The 16,203-nt window shown below is 63.6% G+C and carries 22 protein-coding genes; 9 read left to right on the top strand and 13 right to left on the bottom strand.

Translation table 11 applies throughout. The features are described from left to right. Nucleotides 1-672 precede the first annotated feature (672 nt). Both EI171_RS18580 and EI171_RS18575 read left to right on the top strand, forming a co-directional pair. Nucleotides 673-870, top strand: a complete 198-nt coding sequence (locus tag EI171_RS18580) for a hypothetical protein (protein WP_074076772.1) — start codon at nt 673-675, stop codon at nt 868-870. 118 nt (nt 871-988) lie between these two features. After that, nucleotides 989-1,309, top strand: coding sequence for a hypothetical protein (locus EI171_RS18575; RefSeq protein ID WP_371740517.1), 321 nt, complete (start codon nt 989-991; stop codon nt 1,307-1,309). On the opposite strand, the gene istB is transcribed toward EI171_RS18575, so the two are convergent. Continuing rightward, nucleotides 1,306-2,073: an IS21-like element IS1631 family helper ATPase IstB gene (gene istB, locus EI171_RS18570; protein WP_038952109.1), complete on the bottom strand. Its 768-nt coding sequence runs from the start codon at nt 2,071-2,073 to the stop codon at nt 1,306-1,308. The genes EI171_RS18575 and istB overlap by 4 nt on opposite strands. 4 nt (nt 2,074-2,077) lie before the next feature. Next, nucleotides 2,078-3,835 carry an IS21 family transposase gene (gene istA, locus EI171_RS18565; protein WP_161532270.1) on the bottom strand — a complete coding sequence of 586 codons (1,758 nt, stop codon included), beginning with the start codon at nt 3,833-3,835 and terminating at the stop codon, nt 2,078-2,080. 329 nt (nt 3,836-4,164) lie between these two features. Here istA and EI171_RS44785 point away from each other — a divergent pair, with 329 nt between their 5' ends. Further along, on the top strand, nt 4,165-4,332 hold the full coding sequence (locus EI171_RS44785; RefSeq protein ID WP_171463785.1) for a hypothetical protein: 168 nt from the start codon (nt 4,165-4,167) through the stop codon (nt 4,330-4,332). Between the two features lie 752 nt (nt 4,333-5,084). Here the strand turns inward: EI171_RS44785 and EI171_RS18560 are convergent. Both EI171_RS18560 and EI171_RS45740 read right to left on the bottom strand, forming a co-directional pair. Next, a complete protein-coding gene (locus tag EI171_RS18560) occupies nt 5,085-5,324 on the bottom strand; it encodes a DUF2798 domain-containing protein (RefSeq protein ID WP_028173338.1) in 240 nt (79 codons plus the stop codon). A 101-nt stretch (nt 5,325-5,425) separates the two neighbouring features. Next, nucleotides 5,426-5,677, bottom strand: coding sequence for a phage terminase large subunit family protein (locus tag EI171_RS45740; RefSeq protein WP_245450422.1), 252 nt, complete (start codon nt 5,675-5,677; stop codon nt 5,426-5,428). Nucleotides 5,678-6,197: 520 nt separating this feature from the next. On the opposite strand from EI171_RS45740, the gene EI171_RS18550 reads away from it, so the two are divergent. Then, nucleotides 6,198-6,386, top strand: a complete 189-nt coding sequence (locus tag EI171_RS18550; RefSeq protein WP_060908170.1) for a hypothetical protein — start codon at nt 6,198-6,200, stop codon at nt 6,384-6,386. A gap of 142 nt (nt 6,387-6,528) precedes the next feature. Next, nucleotides 6,529-6,762 carry a hypothetical protein gene (locus EI171_RS18545; protein ID WP_011088507.1) on the top strand — a complete coding sequence of 78 codons (234 nt, stop codon included), beginning with the start codon at nt 6,529-6,531 and terminating at the stop codon, nt 6,760-6,762. A gap of 9 nt (nt 6,763-6,771) precedes the next feature. Here EI171_RS18545 and EI171_RS18540 read toward each other — a convergent pair whose 3' ends face one another. Both EI171_RS18540 and EI171_RS18535 read right to left on the bottom strand, forming a co-directional pair. Further along, nucleotides 6,772-7,026 carry a hypothetical protein gene (locus tag EI171_RS18540; protein WP_038967182.1) on the bottom strand — a complete coding sequence of 85 codons (255 nt, stop codon included), beginning with the start codon at nt 7,024-7,026 and terminating at the stop codon, nt 6,772-6,774. Between the two features lie 116 nt (nt 7,027-7,142). Beyond that, nucleotides 7,143-7,442, bottom strand: a complete 300-nt coding sequence (locus tag EI171_RS18535; protein ID WP_028173335.1) for a hypothetical protein — start codon at nt 7,440-7,442, stop codon at nt 7,143-7,145. Nucleotides 7,443-7,797: 355 nt separating this feature from the next. Between EI171_RS18535 and EI171_RS18530 the strand changes: the two genes are divergently transcribed. Further along, nucleotides 7,798-8,262 carry a PaaI family thioesterase gene (locus EI171_RS18530; RefSeq protein WP_161534351.1) on the top strand — a complete coding sequence of 155 codons (465 nt, stop codon included), beginning with the start codon at nt 7,798-7,800 and terminating at the stop codon, nt 8,260-8,262. Nucleotides 8,263-8,382: 120 nt separating this feature from the next. On the opposite strand, the gene EI171_RS18525 is transcribed toward EI171_RS18530, so the two are convergent. After that, nucleotides 8,383-8,676 carry an HdeA family protein gene (locus EI171_RS18525; RefSeq protein WP_028173333.1) on the bottom strand — a complete coding sequence of 98 codons (294 nt, stop codon included), beginning with the start codon at nt 8,674-8,676 and terminating at the stop codon, nt 8,383-8,385. Nucleotides 8,677-8,860: 184 nt separating this feature from the next. Between EI171_RS18525 and EI171_RS18520 the strand changes: the two genes are divergently transcribed. Continuing rightward, nucleotides 8,861-9,103, top strand: coding sequence for a PilZ domain-containing protein (locus EI171_RS18520; protein ID WP_161534350.1), 243 nt, complete (start codon nt 8,861-8,863; stop codon nt 9,101-9,103). A 57-nt stretch (nt 9,104-9,160) separates the two neighbouring features. On the opposite strand, the gene EI171_RS44780 is transcribed toward EI171_RS18520, so the two are convergent. After that, entirely contained in the window at nt 9,161-9,388 is a 228-nt protein-coding gene (locus EI171_RS44780; protein WP_202633159.1) for a hypothetical protein, read from the bottom strand. A 170-nt stretch (nt 9,389-9,558) separates the two neighbouring features. Next, a complete protein-coding gene (locus EI171_RS18515) occupies nt 9,559-9,792 on the bottom strand; it encodes a hypothetical protein (RefSeq protein WP_028173331.1) in 234 nt (77 codons plus the stop codon). A 153-nt stretch (nt 9,793-9,945) separates the two neighbouring features. Here EI171_RS18515 and EI171_RS18510 point away from each other — a divergent pair, with 153 nt between their 5' ends. Continuing rightward, nucleotides 9,946-10,350 carry a hypothetical protein gene (locus tag EI171_RS18510; RefSeq protein ID WP_038967179.1) on the top strand — a complete coding sequence of 135 codons (405 nt, stop codon included), beginning with the start codon at nt 9,946-9,948 and terminating at the stop codon, nt 10,348-10,350. Between the two features lie 385 nt (nt 10,351-10,735). Continuing rightward, nucleotides 10,736-11,068 carry a hypothetical protein gene (locus EI171_RS18505; protein ID WP_161534349.1) on the top strand — a complete coding sequence of 111 codons (333 nt, stop codon included), beginning with the start codon at nt 10,736-10,738 and terminating at the stop codon, nt 11,066-11,068. Nucleotides 11,069-11,160: 92 nt separating this feature from the next. On the opposite strand, the gene EI171_RS18500 is transcribed toward EI171_RS18505, so the two are convergent. The 4 genes from EI171_RS18500 to EI171_RS18485 all read right to left on the bottom strand — a co-directional run bounded on the left by EI171_RS18500 (nt 11,161) and on the right by EI171_RS18485 (nt 16,167). After that, entirely contained in the window at nt 11,161-11,517 is a 357-nt protein-coding gene (locus EI171_RS18500) for a carboxymuconolactone decarboxylase family protein (protein WP_011088514.1), read from the bottom strand. Nucleotides 11,518-11,527: 10 nt separating this feature from the next. After that, nucleotides 11,528-14,752, bottom strand: a complete 3,225-nt coding sequence (locus EI171_RS18495; protein WP_161534348.1) for an efflux RND transporter permease subunit — start codon at nt 14,750-14,752, stop codon at nt 11,528-11,530. Continuing rightward, nucleotides 14,749-15,738 (bottom strand): efflux RND transporter periplasmic adaptor subunit, encoded by a 990-nt coding sequence (locus EI171_RS18490; protein WP_038967177.1) that lies wholly within the window; start codon nt 15,736-15,738, stop codon nt 14,749-14,751. Before EI171_RS18490 ends, EI171_RS18495 begins: the two co-directional genes overlap by 4 nt. 129 nt (nt 15,739-15,867) lie before the next feature. Then, a complete protein-coding gene (locus EI171_RS18485; protein ID WP_236842090.1) occupies nt 15,868-16,167 on the bottom strand; it encodes a helix-turn-helix transcriptional regulator in 300 nt (99 codons plus the stop codon). Nucleotides 16,168-16,203 lie beyond the last annotated feature (36 nt).

The following is a 16,203-nucleotide window of genomic DNA, read 5'->3' as shown; positions in this document are numbered from 1 at the left end:
CATCATCCCCCCTGGGGCTGGAAAGCCGCCGCCCGCGCCATATTTGAGCGGGCGGCGTTTTTATTTGCGGACAGCAAAAGGCCCCAACTCAAGGGGAACGGGGAGCTGGGGCCAAGGTACTGGGCCAGCCAAGGCTACCGCCGGCCCAGGCGCATCAACATGCACCAGGGCGCCATCCCCGGGCGATGGGGCAATCGGCTTAGTCAGGATTTGCAGGCGAGTGCCCCACATGCAGCGGCCCCGCCTCGCTGGATGCGCGGTGGGGCCGCCTGCTCTCCGGACTGGGGCTGGATCCGTCCGGTGGGCCAATTCAGCCTATGCCCGTTAGCGGGAAGTCGTGACTGCTCAAAAGGGGCATCCCTCGGGTGTCCCAATTCGGTATTGCGGGTGTCCCAATTGGACAGCACCCGGATTTTGGTGCTGGCAGGAGCGGCAAGGAACCGTCCAAGCCTCTCGCCTCGAATTAAGGCCGTGGCAGTGGCCGGCCTCAGCGGCCGGTTTGAAGATCGCGGAGGCTGATTTGCTTTCGTTGACTTTTCCCGAGGTGGTCAAGATTGACCATGTGTCCGGCAGCGGACATGTCAGACTGTGCCGTCACCGCGCGCCCCCTGGCTTTGATCGGTGATGAGAACGCCACCAGCGCTCCCGCCTCCTCCGGAAAGGAGCAGCGCCATGCAGCGACGCCATGTCAAGCACACCACGTCCCTTGAAGAGCGCCTTGCCGAACAAGCGCAGCGACTCCATGCGGAAGCCAGATCGCTTCCACCAGGCATCGAGCGTGAGCGTACAATCCGCAAAGCCCGGCAGGCCGAGATCGGCGCTCACATCAGCGAGTGGCTGAGATCGCCCGGACTGCAACCGCCGGATTGAAGGCTGCAACCAACTGGCAGCCAACTCATTGTCCCCCATCACCGGCCGGGGCTCTGCCGTAGGCGCCGGTGACTGAGAGAGATGCGCGCTCCCGCCTGCATTCTGGAGAGCGCCTGCGATGGCCATCTATTACTTCGACCTGCGCGACGGGGACGAGATTGTTCCCGACGAAGAAGGCGTAGAATTGCGAGACCTGCTCGCGGTGCAGGAAGAAGCCGCTCGCGCGCTCGCCGGCCTCTCGTGGGACTCCGTGCAAAACTTCAAAGGCGCGCAAAGTCACAGGATGTCGATTGAAGTCAGGGACACCTATGGCCCTGTGATGCAGGTCAGGTTCGTCTTCGATATCAGCAGGCGGCAGTGCCCCGCGGGTCACTTCAAATTCCTCCGGGTGTGGTCAGTCAAATTCCTCCACCCGCGAGGCAGGACAAGGGACTGTTAGTTTGAGTTTGTTTCCCGGGCAAGAGCTTCAGCGGCTTCTTTGAGCCGATAGCTGCGTCCGTCGAACTCAAGCAGATGGCAATGATGCATAAGGCGATCGAGGATCGTCGTGCTCATAGTGTTGTCCCCAAGGTATGCCCCCCAATCCTGCACGACGCGATTGGAGGTGACGATGACGCTGCGGCGCAGTTTGTAGCGCTGATGGATCAGGGTCTGCAGCAAAGTGCCGGCGTCGTCGGGGATGGCGCGTGCGAGGAATAGATCGTCCAGCACGAGGAGATCGCAGTCGATGATGGTTCGCAGCCGGACCTCGCGTTGTGCCGGAGAGTTCAGGGCGTAGCGGTGGAAGAAGTCGTCGGTCTCAAGATACTGGACCTTGTGGCTTTGCAGGATCGCCTGATAGGCAATCGCCTTGGCGATGTGCGACTTCCCGGTGCCAGGTTTGCCGACAAGCAGAGCGTTCTCGCCAGCGGCAATGAACGCCAGGGTGTGGAGCTGGAAGCAGGTCTGACGTGGCAGTTTGGGATTGAAGGACCAGTCGAACTCGGCGAGCGTCAGCTTTTCGTCGAGCCCGGATTGCTGGTATCGCCGCTCGATAAGACGGGACTGACGACGGTCCAGTTCATCCTGCAGGATAAGGGAGAAGGTCTCGAGGAAGGGCTGGTTGGCGCCCTGCGCCTGGAGCACGCGCGTCTGCAGCGTGTCGCGGACACCCGACAGGCGCAGCTGTCGTAGGCAACGCTCAATTTCCGGCATGGTCATCATGTGGCTAGGTCTCCAGTTTAAGGTGAGAAGGTGCAGCGGGAGCGCTCGTGGCGCCGGAGCTGGCCGGGGTTGCGCAGGCGACACGAGCGCGGATTGCCGTGGCGTGATCGTCGTGAGCCTCGGCCTGCCGACCATTATCGTCGGCGTCGCGCCGCACAGCGCGGCTGAAGAGGTCGCCGTATTCCGCGGGGGTACGGATCAGCGGATGATCCTGGGTGAGCGGCGATGCCGGCTGTGGCGTCACTCCAACCTGCTCAATCGCCTGTTCGAACAACCGCTCGACGGTCGCACGCACGTGCTTGTAGCGGTAGATGCGGTTGTCGATGGCGTGCGCGCAGGCCTGCTCGACCAGCCGCGCCGGATACTTCCGGCCCAGCCCGACAATGCCCCACATCGCGCGCTGTCCGGGGCGCCCCTCGGTGTCGAACACTTGCTGGCATAGCGCCCTGGTCTGCGGCCCGATGCGCTCGGCGCTCGCCAGCAGCACGGCGGTTTGCCGCGACGGATTGAACGGCCGTTCGCTGGTCGGCAGGACAACAGAACCGGGGTGCGTCATCCGGGAATGAACACGCAGCAGCGCACGGGTGTGGCGATCACGGATCTCGATCGTGGAGGCGTAGATCCGCACCACGACCTGACTGCCGATCGGCGCGGGCCGCGCGGCGTAATAGCTGTTGTCGACGCGTACGGTGGTGTCGTCGCAGACAGTCCGGACGACTTCGGTGAAGATGCGGAAGGGAGCGACAGGCAGCGGCCGCAGGTGCGGCTTCTCTTCCTGGAACATCGCCTCGACCTGACGGCGCGTGCTGCCGTGGATGCGCTTGGAGGCCCAATTCTCCTCCCAGTGCCTCAGGAACTCGTTCTGGGCTTCCAGTGTCTCGAAGCGCCGTCCGGCCAGCGCGGTGCCCTGGGTATGTTGAATCGCACTCTCGACGCAGCCTTTCCGATTGGGATCGGCCACCCGCGCGGGATCGGCGACCACGGCGTAATGAGCCAGCATCGCGCTGTAAATCGGGTTGAGCTCGGGCTCGTACAAATCCGGCTTGAGGACGCCTTCCTTCAGATTGTCGAGCACGACATAGCTGGGGACCCCGCCAAAATACCGGAACGCCTCTTCGTGGAGCTGCGCCCAGACGTGTTGGCTGGACTTCCAGACCACCCGCCGGAAGCTGCGCCGCGAGTAGCGCAGCGTCATCACAAACAGGCGGGGACGGCGGTACCGGCCGCTCCTGGGATCAATCGTCAGAGCGCCCTCGCCATAGTCGACCTGGGCCTCCTCGCCAGGCAGGAACTCAAGTCGATCAAACTGCTCGGGATCGCTGTGTCGCAACGTGCGCACAAACCGCTTGACGCTCTGATAGCTGGACGGAAAGCCAAATCGATCGACCAGGTCCTGGTAAATCGCCTGCGCATTCCGCTTCAGGCGGACCTGTTCTTCGATCCATGCCCGATGCGGTTCGCAGGCCGAGCGGGCCAGGCTGCAGGCGGCTGTCGCTTCCGACACCCCAAAAGCCGGTGGTCGGGGTGGGGGAATTTGGTCGTCCGCGCTCACCGTGCCGGTGGTCACTTCCCCGGGGGAATTTGCCTCCGCACCAGCCCGCAGCGCCCGGTAACGCCGGATCGTCTTGCGATCGACCCCCGTCAGCCTGTGGATCTCGCGCTGGCTGGCGTTGCGATCAAGTAATGTAAATACCGTGCTTTGCAGATGTCGCTTCAAGACGTTCAACTCCCCGGCCCCTTGCTGGCTAAAGGGGTCGAACATAAACGTCCTGCCTGACCGGCTACTGCTGTTCAGCGGCGCTGACGGCGATCATCAGGTGGGGGAGTTTCAAGTGACCATACCCGGGGGATTTTGACCGACCCACGGGGGGCAGTGAGACCGCTTCGGTTGGAGGCCTCTCGGTGAGGCTCTCAGAACTTGCGCGTCAACGCCTCTGATTCCGATCTCGCAGCAACCTCCTTCGACTGAAGCTGACATGCATCAAAGACGCATGAGCAGGGCGCCGTCATGCTTCCGCAATCTTGCGGCATCGAACCTTTTCGCGGTCTGCGGCTTCTCTGGATTGGACCGCAACAGTGGGGATCTCGGTCATGACGGAAAACACGCACCAGGATGCAACCAGGCGCAATCGCCTGCTGGAGGCGGCGCATGAGGAGATGGTCAAGTTCGAGCGGAAGGAAAACGAGTTCCGCAAGAAGGACCGCCAGGAGCGTGCCGCCGAGCTCCACCTGCCCCTGGACGTGATCAAGGTTCATTAGCGAGCCCGGCATCACGCGTCGGCCATGCCCGCCTCACGGCCGACTGCGCGCGAAAGGTACCTAGGTACTACTTCTAAATCATTGATCGAACAGCGAAATCCCCAGCCCGCCTACTGTGCATGGGGTTGTTTTCCAATTTCTTGAAAGACAGTGCCAGCCGCCGGCGCATGCCGGCCTGGCCCCGCTGCCATCTCCCCACCCGCGCATGCCGGCCGGACCTACATCAGCGCCAGCAGCCCGATGCCGATCACCAGCACGACGAAGCCAATCGCCGTCGCGGCGGCGAACGACCGCTCTACGTTATCCATGATGCCACCCCGTTGCCGGCGTGCCACGTTTCCCCCATGGCAGCACCGGACCTTGCGGAATCTCGCTTGCGGCTGTGGCTCGAGTGTTGCGATCGGGTGACCAAATTGGGACCGGTGCGGGGCCAGTCTGCGGCTCTCTCCCGCGCGGGCCTCGATGCGGCCGTCAGGCACCCGTAAGCCTGATCGCCTAGTGTCGTCCCGCCCGGTGGACCAACACCGGGCCTCCATACCCAACCGACGACCCCGCTCACCCCCGAGCGGGGTTTTCTGTTTGCGGGCATGGGTGGGCGCCGGCCAGGATTCGATTCGCGGACTTGTCAGGCTGTCGTAAGCTCAGCCCGCTAGGGTCGTCCGGCTTATGGTGTTGCAGCCCAGCACCTCAGCCTCCAATAACCTCTGACCCGCCTGGCTCTCCCCGGGCGGGTTTTTTTCATGCCGGCCGGTTCACGAACCCCTCTCCTCCCGCGTCAGCCGCAGCGAGAAGGCGCGGATCGCGGGCGCCGCCAGCAGCACCACGGGTAGCATCGCGGCCCATGCGATCAGCCATGACACCATCCAGTGCCGGGCGAACAGCATCGCGCCGTCAGCGGGCAGGCTGGCGATCCCCGCCGCGATCAGCGAGGTCAGTCCGGACTGGAGGACACCGAAGACGAAATGACTGTAGCGGCGGGGAATGCCGAGCATGACGCGCCCATGTTGCTTGCCGTCACGAGGCCAAGCAAGGCACATGCCGGGGCCCGCATCGCGGCGGGCCTGGACTCTTCCCGTTCGATCGGGATCGTCAGTCAGTGCCGCACGTTGGACAGCGGCGCGCCCCGCATCGGCTCGGTGCGATCGGAGCAGCACGACAATCCTTCGAAGCGCCAGAAGGTGACGAGGCTGGCCTCGCCGCACTCTTCGCAGACGAGCGTCTCGTCACCGAGCATGAAGCGGCCGCGCCTGAATGTCGGGGACGACGCCGGATGCCGGCAATGCGGACAGACCAGCGAGAACTTCCGTACACCCCAACGTAACGCAAGACGCCTCAGCCAGTTCACGCGGTCCTCTTCGCTGACGGCGTGCTCGTGCCGTGCTTCGATGTCAGCACAGCATAGGTGCCCGGCACGCAAAAGTGGAAATGCTTCAAGCGCACATGCTCGCTTCGAATAGCCGCGCCCGCACAGTTGCGGTTCCTCACATCTGCGATGGAGCGCAGGATGTCTCGCCACTCCCGCGTTCAACCTGGCATGTCGCCTGCGGCCATCGACGCGAAGATTCCCGGCGCTGAGTCCTGGAGCAACCGATCGTTAACCGATGACCATCGAATGGCCCCGTGGTTCTCCGACCATGAACAGAGTTCCTGAGCCGCGCACAGCTGCATCAGCGCAGCGGGCGATGGACTTGCACCGCTTGGCGGGCTGGCATCTTTCGGAATGCGATTTCGTTTGCTTCGGAGCGCGCGCGCTTTCGAAATTTCCGTGAACTGTCCAAGGCTTAACAGCGGATTTTGCTTGTCCCGGGAATATAATCACGCTCACCATGTTAGAGTGATCGAAGGTGAATCGTGGGGAGGTAACCATGAATCACAGGGGCATCGAGTTCACCGTCGCCAAGACGGCCATTCCTGGAATCTGGCAATGGCAGTTCCGAATCGGCGAGCAGGTCAAGACCGGCAAGACCGAGACCAAGATCGACCAGCTGGCGATCCGGCGGGTGCAGCTGCGGATCGATCGGGAACTGAAGGCCATCGGGCGCAAGACGGCCTGAACAACACGGCCTGAACCGGACGCACCAGATCGGCGGCGCCCCGGCGCATCCCGTAGCCGCCCGGAATTGATCTGCCTGTGGTTTGGGATTGCACTGCGCGCCACGGCCTTGGGGGCGGGGCCGTCACGCGATCGGGCCAGCCATGCCGCTCTATTTCTTTCGAATCCGAAACGGCCGCTATTCCGGCTGTGCGGACCAGGCGTCGGAATTTGCCGATCGCGATTTGGCCTGGAAGGAGATGACCAGCGCCTGCGCCGACATGGCCGCTGGCATCGCCCGCAAGCTCCAGGAAAACTCCGAATGGCACATGGAGCTCCTGGACGAGGCCAAGGAGCCGGTGTTCCGCATCCGCATCGTCGCCGAGACGCTCGACTAGACGCGGACCTCAATCTGCGCTGGGCAGCCGCCGCATGGTGAATTCGATGTCGCCGCCGGGCAGCTCGCGCCAGGTCTCGACCGCGCTCATATAGCCGGCCTTGGGGTAGCGGGCGAAGAAGGCCTGCGCCCTCGCCCGCGCCGCCGCGCGCGGCAGCGTAAAGGTCTCGCGCAGATAGCCGTCGCCGGTGCGCTCGCCCGGCTTGCCGCCGATCCTGCGCCGGCGCGCCATCCGCTCGGCGAGATCTCGCGGACGATCGGCCATGACCTGTCCTCCTCTACGCAACACCTGTCTACGCAACACCTGCCAATAATGTAGGGAGCGGGCCGGACGATGAGGAGTCCCGGCCGAAAGGCGCATGCCGCCTCCGGCCGCCAGCTTCAGTTGGCGGCCGTGCCGGTCTTGGTCTTCTTCGGCGCGCCGGTGGTTGCGGCGGACGCCTTCGGCGCAGCCTGCTTCGGCGGATCGGAGCGCATGCCGCCCCAGGGGTCGTTGGACGCCTTGGCGTCCGGAATCTTCTTCAGCGTTTCCTTGTAGGCCTTGTCACGCTCGGCTTCCGCGGCCTTCTCCTCCGGGGTCTTGCCCGGGCCCTCCTGCAACAAATTGAGATTGGGCATTTGCGCGTAGGCCGGTCCCGCCAGCACGGCCAGCAGCACCGCCGCCATACGGAAAAGCTTCATCTTTGACTCCTTAGACCATTCATGGAGGCGCGGATCGCCCGTGCCTTGTCATCCCAGTGCGGCCGCTGAGGGGCCGCAGGAACCGCTACGATCGGCACGACTTCGGCGCGTGCAGCCAGTCGTCCCAGATCGGGCCGCACCTGGTGCACCCGTTCAGCGCCAGACCAAGCGCAATCAGACAAAAGACGAGGACATACCGACGCAACATAACCCACCCTTACCCAACCAAGGCATCATATCGGGCGAAGTCGGGCATTTTCAAGCCGACCGGACCGGCATCAGACCGGGTGACTTTGCCGCGCCGATCCGCGCAGAATGGCCGAAACATCCGGCAACAATGGAGGACACGACAGCAATGCCATCGCAGCCAGAAGCCGAGTTCGGCATCACCGAGGCCAGACGCATCCTCGGCGAGGTCTTTGCACCCTGGGTCCAGGATCTCAACCTCTCGGTCGAGCGTATCGAGCACGCGCAGCCCGCGGATGTGACGGACTGGCAGCCGGGCGCGCTGCTCCGGATGGCGTTTTCGGAGCGGCTGTGCCGGAACGGCGGCGTGGTCTGTGGCCAGGCGCTGATGGCCCTCGCCGACACCGCGATGGTGATCGCAATCCTCGCCGCCAATCGCGGCTACCGTCCGATGACGACGGTCGACCAGACCACGCATTTCATGCGCGCCGCGACCGCGTCGGACGTGCTCGCAGACGCCCGCGTGGTGCGGCTCGGGCGCACCATGAGCTTTGGCCGCGTCACGCTGCTCTCGGCCGCCGACAACAAGCCGGTGGCGATGGTGTCGAGCGCGTTCGCGATGTTGCCGGGATGAGCCCCACGAAAAATGAAGAGAGCCGCGTGAACGCAAGGCGCATCGCGGCTCTCCATCACGTTCGCATCGAAGCGAGAGGCCGAAGCGCGATTGCGTCCGCACTTCAGTCCGCTTCAAGAGTTACTTGCCGAGGATCTCGTCGGCCGCGGTGACGACGCTGACGGTCGGATTCTTTCCGCAATAGGCACCGAACTTCTTGGCGTTCTCGATGAACACCTCGGTGTCGATGATCGCGTTGTCCTCGTCGCCCTTGTACCAGCCGTCCATCCAGGTCAGCACGACCGCGATGTTGTCTTCGCCGCTCTCGAGGAACTGCTTGCAGGTCATGGTCGAGAGGTCCCACTTGACGGCGTGGGCGGGCATCGACGACAGCGAGAGCGCTGCGGCGAACAGGATCGAAAGCATGGTCTTCATCGGAATCTCCATCGGCGCGTAAGGCCACAAAGGAAAGGCTTGTGAGGAAAGTTGGCGGGACGTGACTGACCGCTTCAACGTCGTAAACGAAGTCTGAAGCGCTGTGCAAATAGCGCCAGTATTGAGTTTAGTTCAACGTAATTTCTATGCACTACTTCACAATCATCATTGTGGATTAACGCAGATGACCGAGAAACGTGCAGCCCAACGTTACCGTGTTTTCAAGGGTGGAACGATCACCTTTGAAAACAACGGCATCGCGTGCACAGTGCGAAACATGTCCGCGGGCGGCGTGGCGATCGACCTCGATGGCCCCGGCACATTGCCGCAATCGTTCACACTCTCGATCGCGCGCGACAATTTCGTGCGGACTTGCCGCCCCGTGTGGCGCAGCGACAGGCGCGTCGGTCTCGCTTTCGTGCAATAGCGCGCACGATGTGAACGGCTGTTCGTATCGCATCCACAATGCGGTTATGAGTGCCTGCTACGATGGCAGCGACGAAAGGCGCAGGCCCGCCATCGCGCGTGCGATCGCCGACGATGCCGCAAACTCTTGCACTGGGACGTTCGAGATCATCGGCGGCGCCGAGCGCCGGAGAATCCTGCCGGCCGTCAGATCGACTGCGACCATCTCGCTCTCGACCGGCCAGATCGGCTCGCCGGTGTCCGGGTCGAGCACGACGACAAGACCCTGCCTGGTCGGCCGGATCACGGCGTCGCGCCGACTGTCGCCAGTATCGAGGCGTGCCCGCTATCGTTCGGGCGCTTGTCGCCCCATCGCCACCCCGACGCTTCTCACGCGTTGCCCGGCCGCGACGACGACAAGAACAGCGCGATGCGAGCGGTCAAACGGCACAGGCGTGTCGCCAGTGCCCATCGCGCTCATTTGGGCTTCTTGGCAGGTTCAGGCGGACGGGCTCCGCTCCACGGATCGTACTTCTCCTTGGGCTCCGGAATGCGCTCAAGCGCGGCCTTGTAGGCCTTCTCGTCGACCTTGGGCTTGTTGTCCGTCTTCTGGGCGCCTTCGTTCGGCTGGCGTCTGCCGCCACCCATCTGCGCCTGCGCCGAGGCAACCGTCAGCGCCAGCACCGCCGCCGCTATGACCAAAATCCTCATCGGTGCAATCCCCCTCGTCTGGGATACAAACTAGCCCGCAATCCCGTAATAGCAAATGCCGGGGGTTCCAGGCCTTCAGCAAATCTTGATCGGCCGGGATTTTGCCAGATCGCATTCGTGCCTATCTGTTGGCCCGCAGGGGGACCTTCACGGATGTTGCGGATCATTGCTCATGCAGCGCTGCTGGCCGGCGCGCTCGCGCTCGGTGCCTGCGGCTTTGCCGACAGCCGCGCGCCGGTGCCCGAGTTCATGCGCATGAAGGAAACCGAGCAGCCACCGCCCGAGCCGCCCCCCGACGTCAAGCGCGTGGTGCGCGAGCAGATCGATGTCGTCTTCGTCAACACGTCCTATCCGCGCGAAGTGCACGTCGCCCCGCCGCATCGTGAGGTGCGAGGACCCGGCTGGACGGCCTGCGTCCGCGCGCAGCTCACCTCCGCAACCGGCTCCGCGCTCGGTGCCCAGACCTACATCGTGACCATCAGCGGCGGAAAGGTCGTCGATCGCCGGCGCGCGGAAGCCGACGACATCTGCGGGACCGAGACCTACGAGCCGATCTAGGAACAAGCGGCGCCGTCAGCTCTGTGTAAGGTGGAATATCTTGAGGGCATCCGAGACCAGATCGGCGTTTCCGCTCGCTCAAACTGCATCATGAAAAGCAATCGCGATACCGGCAGTTGAGGGTGAATGTCATTTGGACGTGCGCCGTTAAGGCCGGCTTGGACGATCATGGCGGCCGTCGGCATCCAGTAGCGCTTCAGCCTCCCCCAGAAAGGAAATCGGCAAACGGCTCGAAGCAATCATGATGATTCGCCGGATTGATGGGTTTCGCCCCCGGGAACATTGCCGACGTCCCAAATCCAGTTCCGGGAAAATCCTGCATTTGGGCCGGAACGATCGCCGCCTCCCATTCTTGTTACCGCAGTGGGCAGTTTCGGAGGAGGATATGATGCGGACATTTTCGATTGCACTGCTGGCGGGCGTCGCGGCCCTCGCTGCGGCGAGCGGCGCGAAGGCTGCCGACATCTACACGACCAGCGAATACGTCAACCCCGATCTCATCCAGGAAGTCCGGCTCGTCTGCGATGACGCCGGCAATTGCTATCGTACCCGCGGCGGGGCGCGCGTGATCGTGCGCGACTCCTACAACACCATGCCGCGCGAGCGCTATTATGAGCGCCGCACCTATCGCGACTGGGACGACGGCCCGCGAGGCGGCGTCGGCATTCGCGCGCCCGGCGTCAGCGTGGGCGTCGGCGTCGGCGGCGACCGCTGGTAATCAGTAGAACCAAGACGGATGGGACCGGACGAGGCAACTCGCCCGGTCCCATCACATGTGATTGCACATGTGATTGCATCCGGTCACAGGCGTCAGGCGGCAACCGATTGCTGCTGAAATTGCTCGTAGGCTGCGATCGCATCGGCGGCGTACATCAGCGACGGCCCGCCGCCCATATAGACCGCCATGCCGAGCGTCTCCTCGATCTCCTCGCGCGTTGCACCGAGCTTGACGAGGGCCTCGGTGTGAAAGCCGATGCAGCCGTCGCAATGCGCGGCGACGCCGAGCGCCAGCGCCATCAGCTCTTTGGTCTTCTTGTCCAGCGCGCCGTCACGCGTCGCGGCCTGGGCCAGCGCGGCAAATCCCTTCATGGTGTCGGGAATGTCACTCCGCAGCTTGCGCAGATTGGCGGAGATATTCCGGGTGATATCAACGTAGTTCTTGTCCATCAAATCCTCGCTAGCTGGATTTAGTCGTCGTGGAAGCCGCCTCGCGCGGCGTGCGCAGGGCGACGTAGATCGCAGGGATGACGAGCACGGTGAGCAGCGTCGAGGACGCGAGCCCGAAGAGAAGCGAGATCGCCAATCCCTGGAAGATCGGATCGAGCAGGATGGTCGCGGCGCCGATCATGGCGGCAAGTGCGGTCAGCAAGATCGGCTTGAAACGAACGGCGCCGGCTTCAAGCACGACCTCACGAAGCGACTTGCCTTCCCCGCCACTGTGCCGGATGAAATCGACAAGCAGAATCGAGTTCCGCACGATGATGCCGGCAAGCGCGATGAAGCCGATCATCGAGGTGGCCGTGAACGGCGCGCCCAGCAGCCAATGTCCCACCAGGATGCCGATCAGCGTCAGCGGGATCGGCGTCAGGATCACGAGCGGCAGGCGGAAGCTCTTGAACTGAGCGACGACCAGCACGTAAATGCCGAGAATGGCTGCACCGAAGGCGGCACCCATATCGCGGAACGTCACCCATGTGATCTCCCATTCGCCGTCCCACAGCAAAGTGGGACGGGATTCATCGGTCGGCTGACCGTGCAGGCTGATCGCAGGCTTCGGCAGATTGCCCCAATCATGCGCATCCACGCGATCCGCAACAGCCAGCATGCCGTAGAGTGGCGCTTCAAAACGCCCGGCAAGCTCAGCCATCACCATGTCGGCGAAGCGCCCGTCGCGGCGGAAGATCGTCGGCGAGCCCTCCTCCATGGTCGCCTTCACGACCTGGCCAAGCTCGACGACCGTCTTGCTGCCGGGCAGCGTGTTGGCGGGCACCGGTGTCGAGGCCAGTGCCTCGTCCCAGACCAGGTGGCGCTTGCCGAGATGCACCGCGATCTCGATCGGGTTGCGATCCTCGCCACGATGCGAGTAGCCGATCGAGATGCCGCCGAACAATGCCTGGATCGTGTCATAGACATCGCGCTGCTCGACGCCGAAAAACTCGAGCCGGTCCTGGTCGATCGACAGCCGCAGCCGCGGCCGCTTCTCGCCGATGGAATCGTCCACATCGACGATGAAGGGGACCTCGGCAAAGACCTTCTTCAGCTCGGCCGTCACAGCGCGGCGCGTCGCGGCGTCGGGACCGTAGATTTCGGCCAACAGCGTCGCCAGCACCGGCGGCCCGGGCGGCACTTCGACCACCTTGATGCTGGTGCCCTTCGGGATGTCAAGCGCCTTCAGCCTTTGCCGCAGCTCCAGAGCGATGTCATGGCTTGCCCGATGGCGCTCGCCGCGGGCAGCCAGGTTGACCTGCAGCTCGCCCATCTCTGGCTTTTCGCGCAGATAATAGTGCCGCACCAGGCCGTTGAAATTGAACGGCGCCGGCGTGCCGGCATAGGATTGTAGCGAGGTTGCCTCCGGCAATTGCCGCGCGATCTCCGCCGCGCCGAACAGCGTGCGCTCGGTCGCCTCCAGGCTCGCCCCTTCCGGAAGGTCGACCACAACGGCGATTTCCGACTTGTTGTCGAACGGCAGCAGCTTCACCGTGACCGACTTGGTCGCGAACAGCATCATTGACAGCAGAGTCGCGATGCCGACGCCGAGCAGGAAGATCCACGCGGCGCGCTTACTCCGAACGATGGGAGTGGCAAAGCGCCGATAGAGCCGCCCCAGCCGCCCTTCCTGGTGGCCGGCCTCGATCCCTGCAGCCTCAGTTTTCGGCGCCAGCTTGAGCATGAGCCAGGGTGCTACGACCATCGCTACAAAGAAGGAGAACAGCATCGCCGCCGAGGCATTCGCCGGGATCGGCGCCATGTAGGGGCCCATCAATCCAGAGACGAACAGCATCGGCAACAGCGCAGCGACCACCGTGAGCGTGGCAACGATAGTCGGGTTGCCGACCTCCGCCACCGCCTCGATCGTCGCCTGCAATCTCGGCCGGCCGTCGCGCATGCCCCAATGCCTCGCGATATTCTCAACCACGACGATGGCGTCATCGACCAGGATGCCGATCGAGAAGATCAGCGCGAACAGACTGACCCGGTTGATGGTGTAACCCATCAGATTGGCCGCGAACATCGTGAGCAGGATGGTCGTCGGAATGACGACGAAGGTCACAACCGCCTCGCGCCATCCGATCGCGATCGCAATCAGCACCACGATCGAGACCGTGGCGAGCCCAAGGTGGAATAGGAGTTCGTTGGCCTTCTCGTTGGCAGTCTCGCCATAGTCGCGCGTCACCGTTACCTGAACGTCGTCGGGAATGAGGCGCCCCTTCAATCCCTCGAGGCGCCGGCCGATGTCGGCCGAGACCACGACTGCATTGGCGCCGGCGCGCTTGGCGAGCGCCAGGCTGACCGCGGGTACACGCGTCCACTGTCCCTTCTCGTCGCGCGCGTCGTTCCAGACCCGATGCTCGGCCGTATTTGGTCCGATGATGACGGAAGCGACGTCCTTGACATAGACCGGCCGACCGTCGCGCGTCGAGATCAAGAGCAATCCAATGTCGGGAATGCCCGCGAGCGTCTGGCCGGCCGCGACATTGCGCACGACGCCGGCATCGCGGACCTGGCCAGCCAGGAACGAGCGATTGGCGTCCTTCACCTTGGCCACGAGCTGCTGCAGCGTGACGCCGAACAGCGACAATTTTTCCGGATCTGGCTCGACCCTGATCTGCTGCGCCGCGCCGCCAGAGATGTAGGTCAGTCCGATGCTGTCGATCTTTATGAGCTCCGAGCGCAGCTTGTCGGCGAGCTCGAACAGGTCCTTGTCCGTCCAGCGCCCGGCCGCCTCTGGCTTCGGCGCCAGTGTCAATACCGTCACCGCGACATCATTGATGCCACGACCGACGATCAGCGGTTCGGGGATGCCGACTGGGATGCGATCGATATTGGCGCGGATCTTCTCATGGACGCGGAGGATCGCATCCTCCGACTTCGTTCCGACCAGGAACCGCGCGGTGACCATCACGCGGTCGTCCTCGGTCTGGCTGTAGACATGCTCGACGCCGTCGATGCCCTTGACGATCGCTTCCAGCGGCTTCGTGACGAGTTCAACTGCGTCGGGACCGCGCAAGCCATCGGCATTGACGCGGATATCGACCATTGGCACGCTGATCTGCGGCTCTTCCTCACGCGGGATCACCACGACGGCGATGATGCCGACCACGAGCGCCGCGAGCAGGAACAACGGTGTCAACGGCGAGGCGATCGTCGCCTTGGTAAGCCGGCCCGAGAGTCCGAGATTCACGGCCGCACCAATTGGTCGCCGGCACGGATGCCGGACAGGATCTCAAGCCCATCGGGAAGCGCGGGCGTCGGCAGCTCGCGACCGCGCTGCACCGGCACGTCGACAACCCCGCCCGCCTTCTGAAGCCGCACGTAGTCGATGCCGAACCGGGTCGTCACATAGCCTGCCGGAATGACGAATGCCTGCCGCAGGCCGCCGGAGATCCACACCCGCAGCCGATCCCCGACGAAGTATTCGCCGAGACCCTGGACGCTGGCGTCTGCAATGACACGACCTTCCTCGATCTGCGGATAGACGAGATCGATGACGCCCCATTTGGACGCATCCTCGCCAAGCTCGGCGCCGTCGACCCGAATCCTGTCGCCGGCCTTGAGCAGACGCGCGTGCCGCTCCGGCACCCGCAACCGCAACTTGAAGTGCTGCTGCGCGACGGTGACGATCGCGTCGCCGGACATCACCACAGAGCCGACAGTCACGAGCTTTCTCAACACCCGGCCACCGGAAGGCGCCAGCACCTGACCCTCGCTGAGCTGCTGCGCGATCACGGCGCGCTCGGCGGTCTTCGCGCGCAGCCCGTTCTCGGCGACGTTCAGCGCGGTCCTCGCCTCGTCAAGCTTGACGCGCGGGAGGGTGCCGCGTTCGACAAGGCCTTCGATCCGCGAGAAATCGATCTGCGCCTGATTGGCTTGAGCCTGGAGCGCCTCGATCTGCGCATCGAGGGCCTTCATCTGAAGGGCCAGCTTCTCGTCACCAATGATCGCGATCGCCTGGCCGGCCGTAACAGGATCCCCTTCCCTGACATTGAGCTGGACCACAATTCCGCCGATACGTCCGCGCGCGGGCACCACGCTGACACTCTCCACCGTCGCAAACACAGCCTTTTCGTCTGCGACGGGGTGCTGTGTCACGGTGAACGCTTCCGCAGCGGCGAGACCGGTCTGCAGGGCGGTGGCCGCAAGAACCGCCAACAATCCTAGGAGTCGCATGGGGCGTGTCCGGGCAATCATGGAACCATTACACCGCGTCGCGGTGTCCTTGTGTGTGATTTCGTTCAGCTTTATCGGGGTCGCGCGTTGATCTTGCTCAACGCGCCGCAACTTGAGCGCTCGTAGATTTCACTTCGACCTTGCGGACTTGGGTGCACAAAACACCTGATAGAGCGTCTTCAGGATCTCGCGGGCCGGCTCGCTCGCGATCGAATAGAAAATCGTCTGCGCGTCGCGACGTGATGACACAAGGCCATCCTTGCGGAGGAGCGCAAGATGCTGAGAGACCGTGGAGTCTCGCAGGTTCAGGAACTCGGCGAGTTCGCCGACCGAGCGCTCACCCTCGATGAGCTGGCAGATGATGAGAAGCCGGTGGCGGTTGGAAAGCGCCTTCAACAGGTCGCTCGCCTGGTCGGCCGCCCGCTCCATGGTTTCGCTATCTATTTTCATACTTGCGTATATACG

Origin of the sequence: Bradyrhizobium sp. LCT2, assembly GCF_009931255.1 — a bacterium.
Classification (GTDB): Bacteria; Pseudomonadota; Alphaproteobacteria; order Rhizobiales; family Xanthobacteraceae; genus Bradyrhizobium; species Bradyrhizobium diazoefficiens.
This window is presented reverse-complemented; position numbering and strand designations above follow the sequence as displayed.

Coding starts and splice junctions, on each gene's coding strand:
- EI171_RS18580 (WP_074076772.1), top strand. CDS start 673: ATGCAGCGACGCCATGTCAAGCACACCACGTCCCTTGAAGAGCGCCTT.
- EI171_RS18575 (WP_371740517.1), top strand. CDS start 989: ATGGCCATCTATTACTTCGACCTGCGCGACGGGGACGAGATTGTTCCC.
- istB (WP_038952109.1), bottom strand. CDS start 2,073: ATGATGACCATGCCGGAAATTGAGCGTTGCCTACGACAGCTGCGCCTG.
- istA (WP_161532270.1), bottom strand. CDS start 3,835: ATGTTCGACCCCTTTAGCCAGCAAGGGGCCGGGGAGTTGAACGTCTTG.
- EI171_RS44785 (WP_171463785.1), top strand. CDS start 4,165: ATGACGGAAAACACGCACCAGGATGCAACCAGGCGCAATCGCCTGCTG.
- EI171_RS18560 (WP_028173338.1), bottom strand. CDS start 5,324: ATGCTCGGCATTCCCCGCCGCTACAGTCATTTCGTCTTCGGTGTCCTC.
- EI171_RS18550 (WP_060908170.1), top strand. CDS start 6,198: ATGAATCACAGGGGCATCGAGTTCACCGTCGCCAAGACGGCCATTCCT.
- EI171_RS18545 (WP_011088507.1), top strand. CDS start 6,529: ATGCCGCTCTATTTCTTTCGAATCCGAAACGGCCGCTATTCCGGCTGT.
- EI171_RS18540 (WP_038967182.1), bottom strand. CDS start 7,026: ATGGCCGATCGTCCGCGAGATCTCGCCGAGCGGATGGCGCGCCGGCGC.
- EI171_RS18535 (WP_028173335.1), bottom strand. CDS start 7,442: ATGAAGCTTTTCCGTATGGCGGCGGTGCTGCTGGCCGTGCTGGCGGGA.
- EI171_RS18530 (WP_161534351.1), top strand. CDS start 7,798: ATGCCATCGCAGCCAGAAGCCGAGTTCGGCATCACCGAGGCCAGACGC.
- EI171_RS18525 (WP_028173333.1), bottom strand. CDS start 8,676: ATGAAGACCATGCTTTCGATCCTGTTCGCCGCAGCGCTCTCGCTGTCG.
- EI171_RS18520 (WP_161534350.1), top strand. CDS start 8,861: ATGACCGAGAAACGTGCAGCCCAACGTTACCGTGTTTTCAAGGGTGGA.
- EI171_RS18515 (WP_028173331.1), bottom strand. CDS start 9,792: ATGAGGATTTTGGTCATAGCGGCGGCGGTGCTGGCGCTGACGGTTGCC.
- EI171_RS18510 (WP_038967179.1), top strand. CDS start 9,946: ATGTTGCGGATCATTGCTCATGCAGCGCTGCTGGCCGGCGCGCTCGCG.
- EI171_RS18505 (WP_161534349.1), top strand. CDS start 10,736: ATGATGCGGACATTTTCGATTGCACTGCTGGCGGGCGTCGCGGCCCTC.
- EI171_RS18500 (WP_011088514.1), bottom strand. CDS start 11,517: ATGGACAAGAACTACGTTGATATCACCCGGAATATCTCCGCCAATCTG.
- EI171_RS18490 (WP_038967177.1), bottom strand. CDS start 15,738: ATGCGACTCCTAGGATTGTTGGCGGTTCTTGCGGCCACCGCCCTGCAG.
- EI171_RS18485 (WP_236842090.1), bottom strand. CDS start 16,167: ATGGAGCGGGCGGCCGACCAGGCGAGCGACCTGTTGAAGGCGCTTTCC.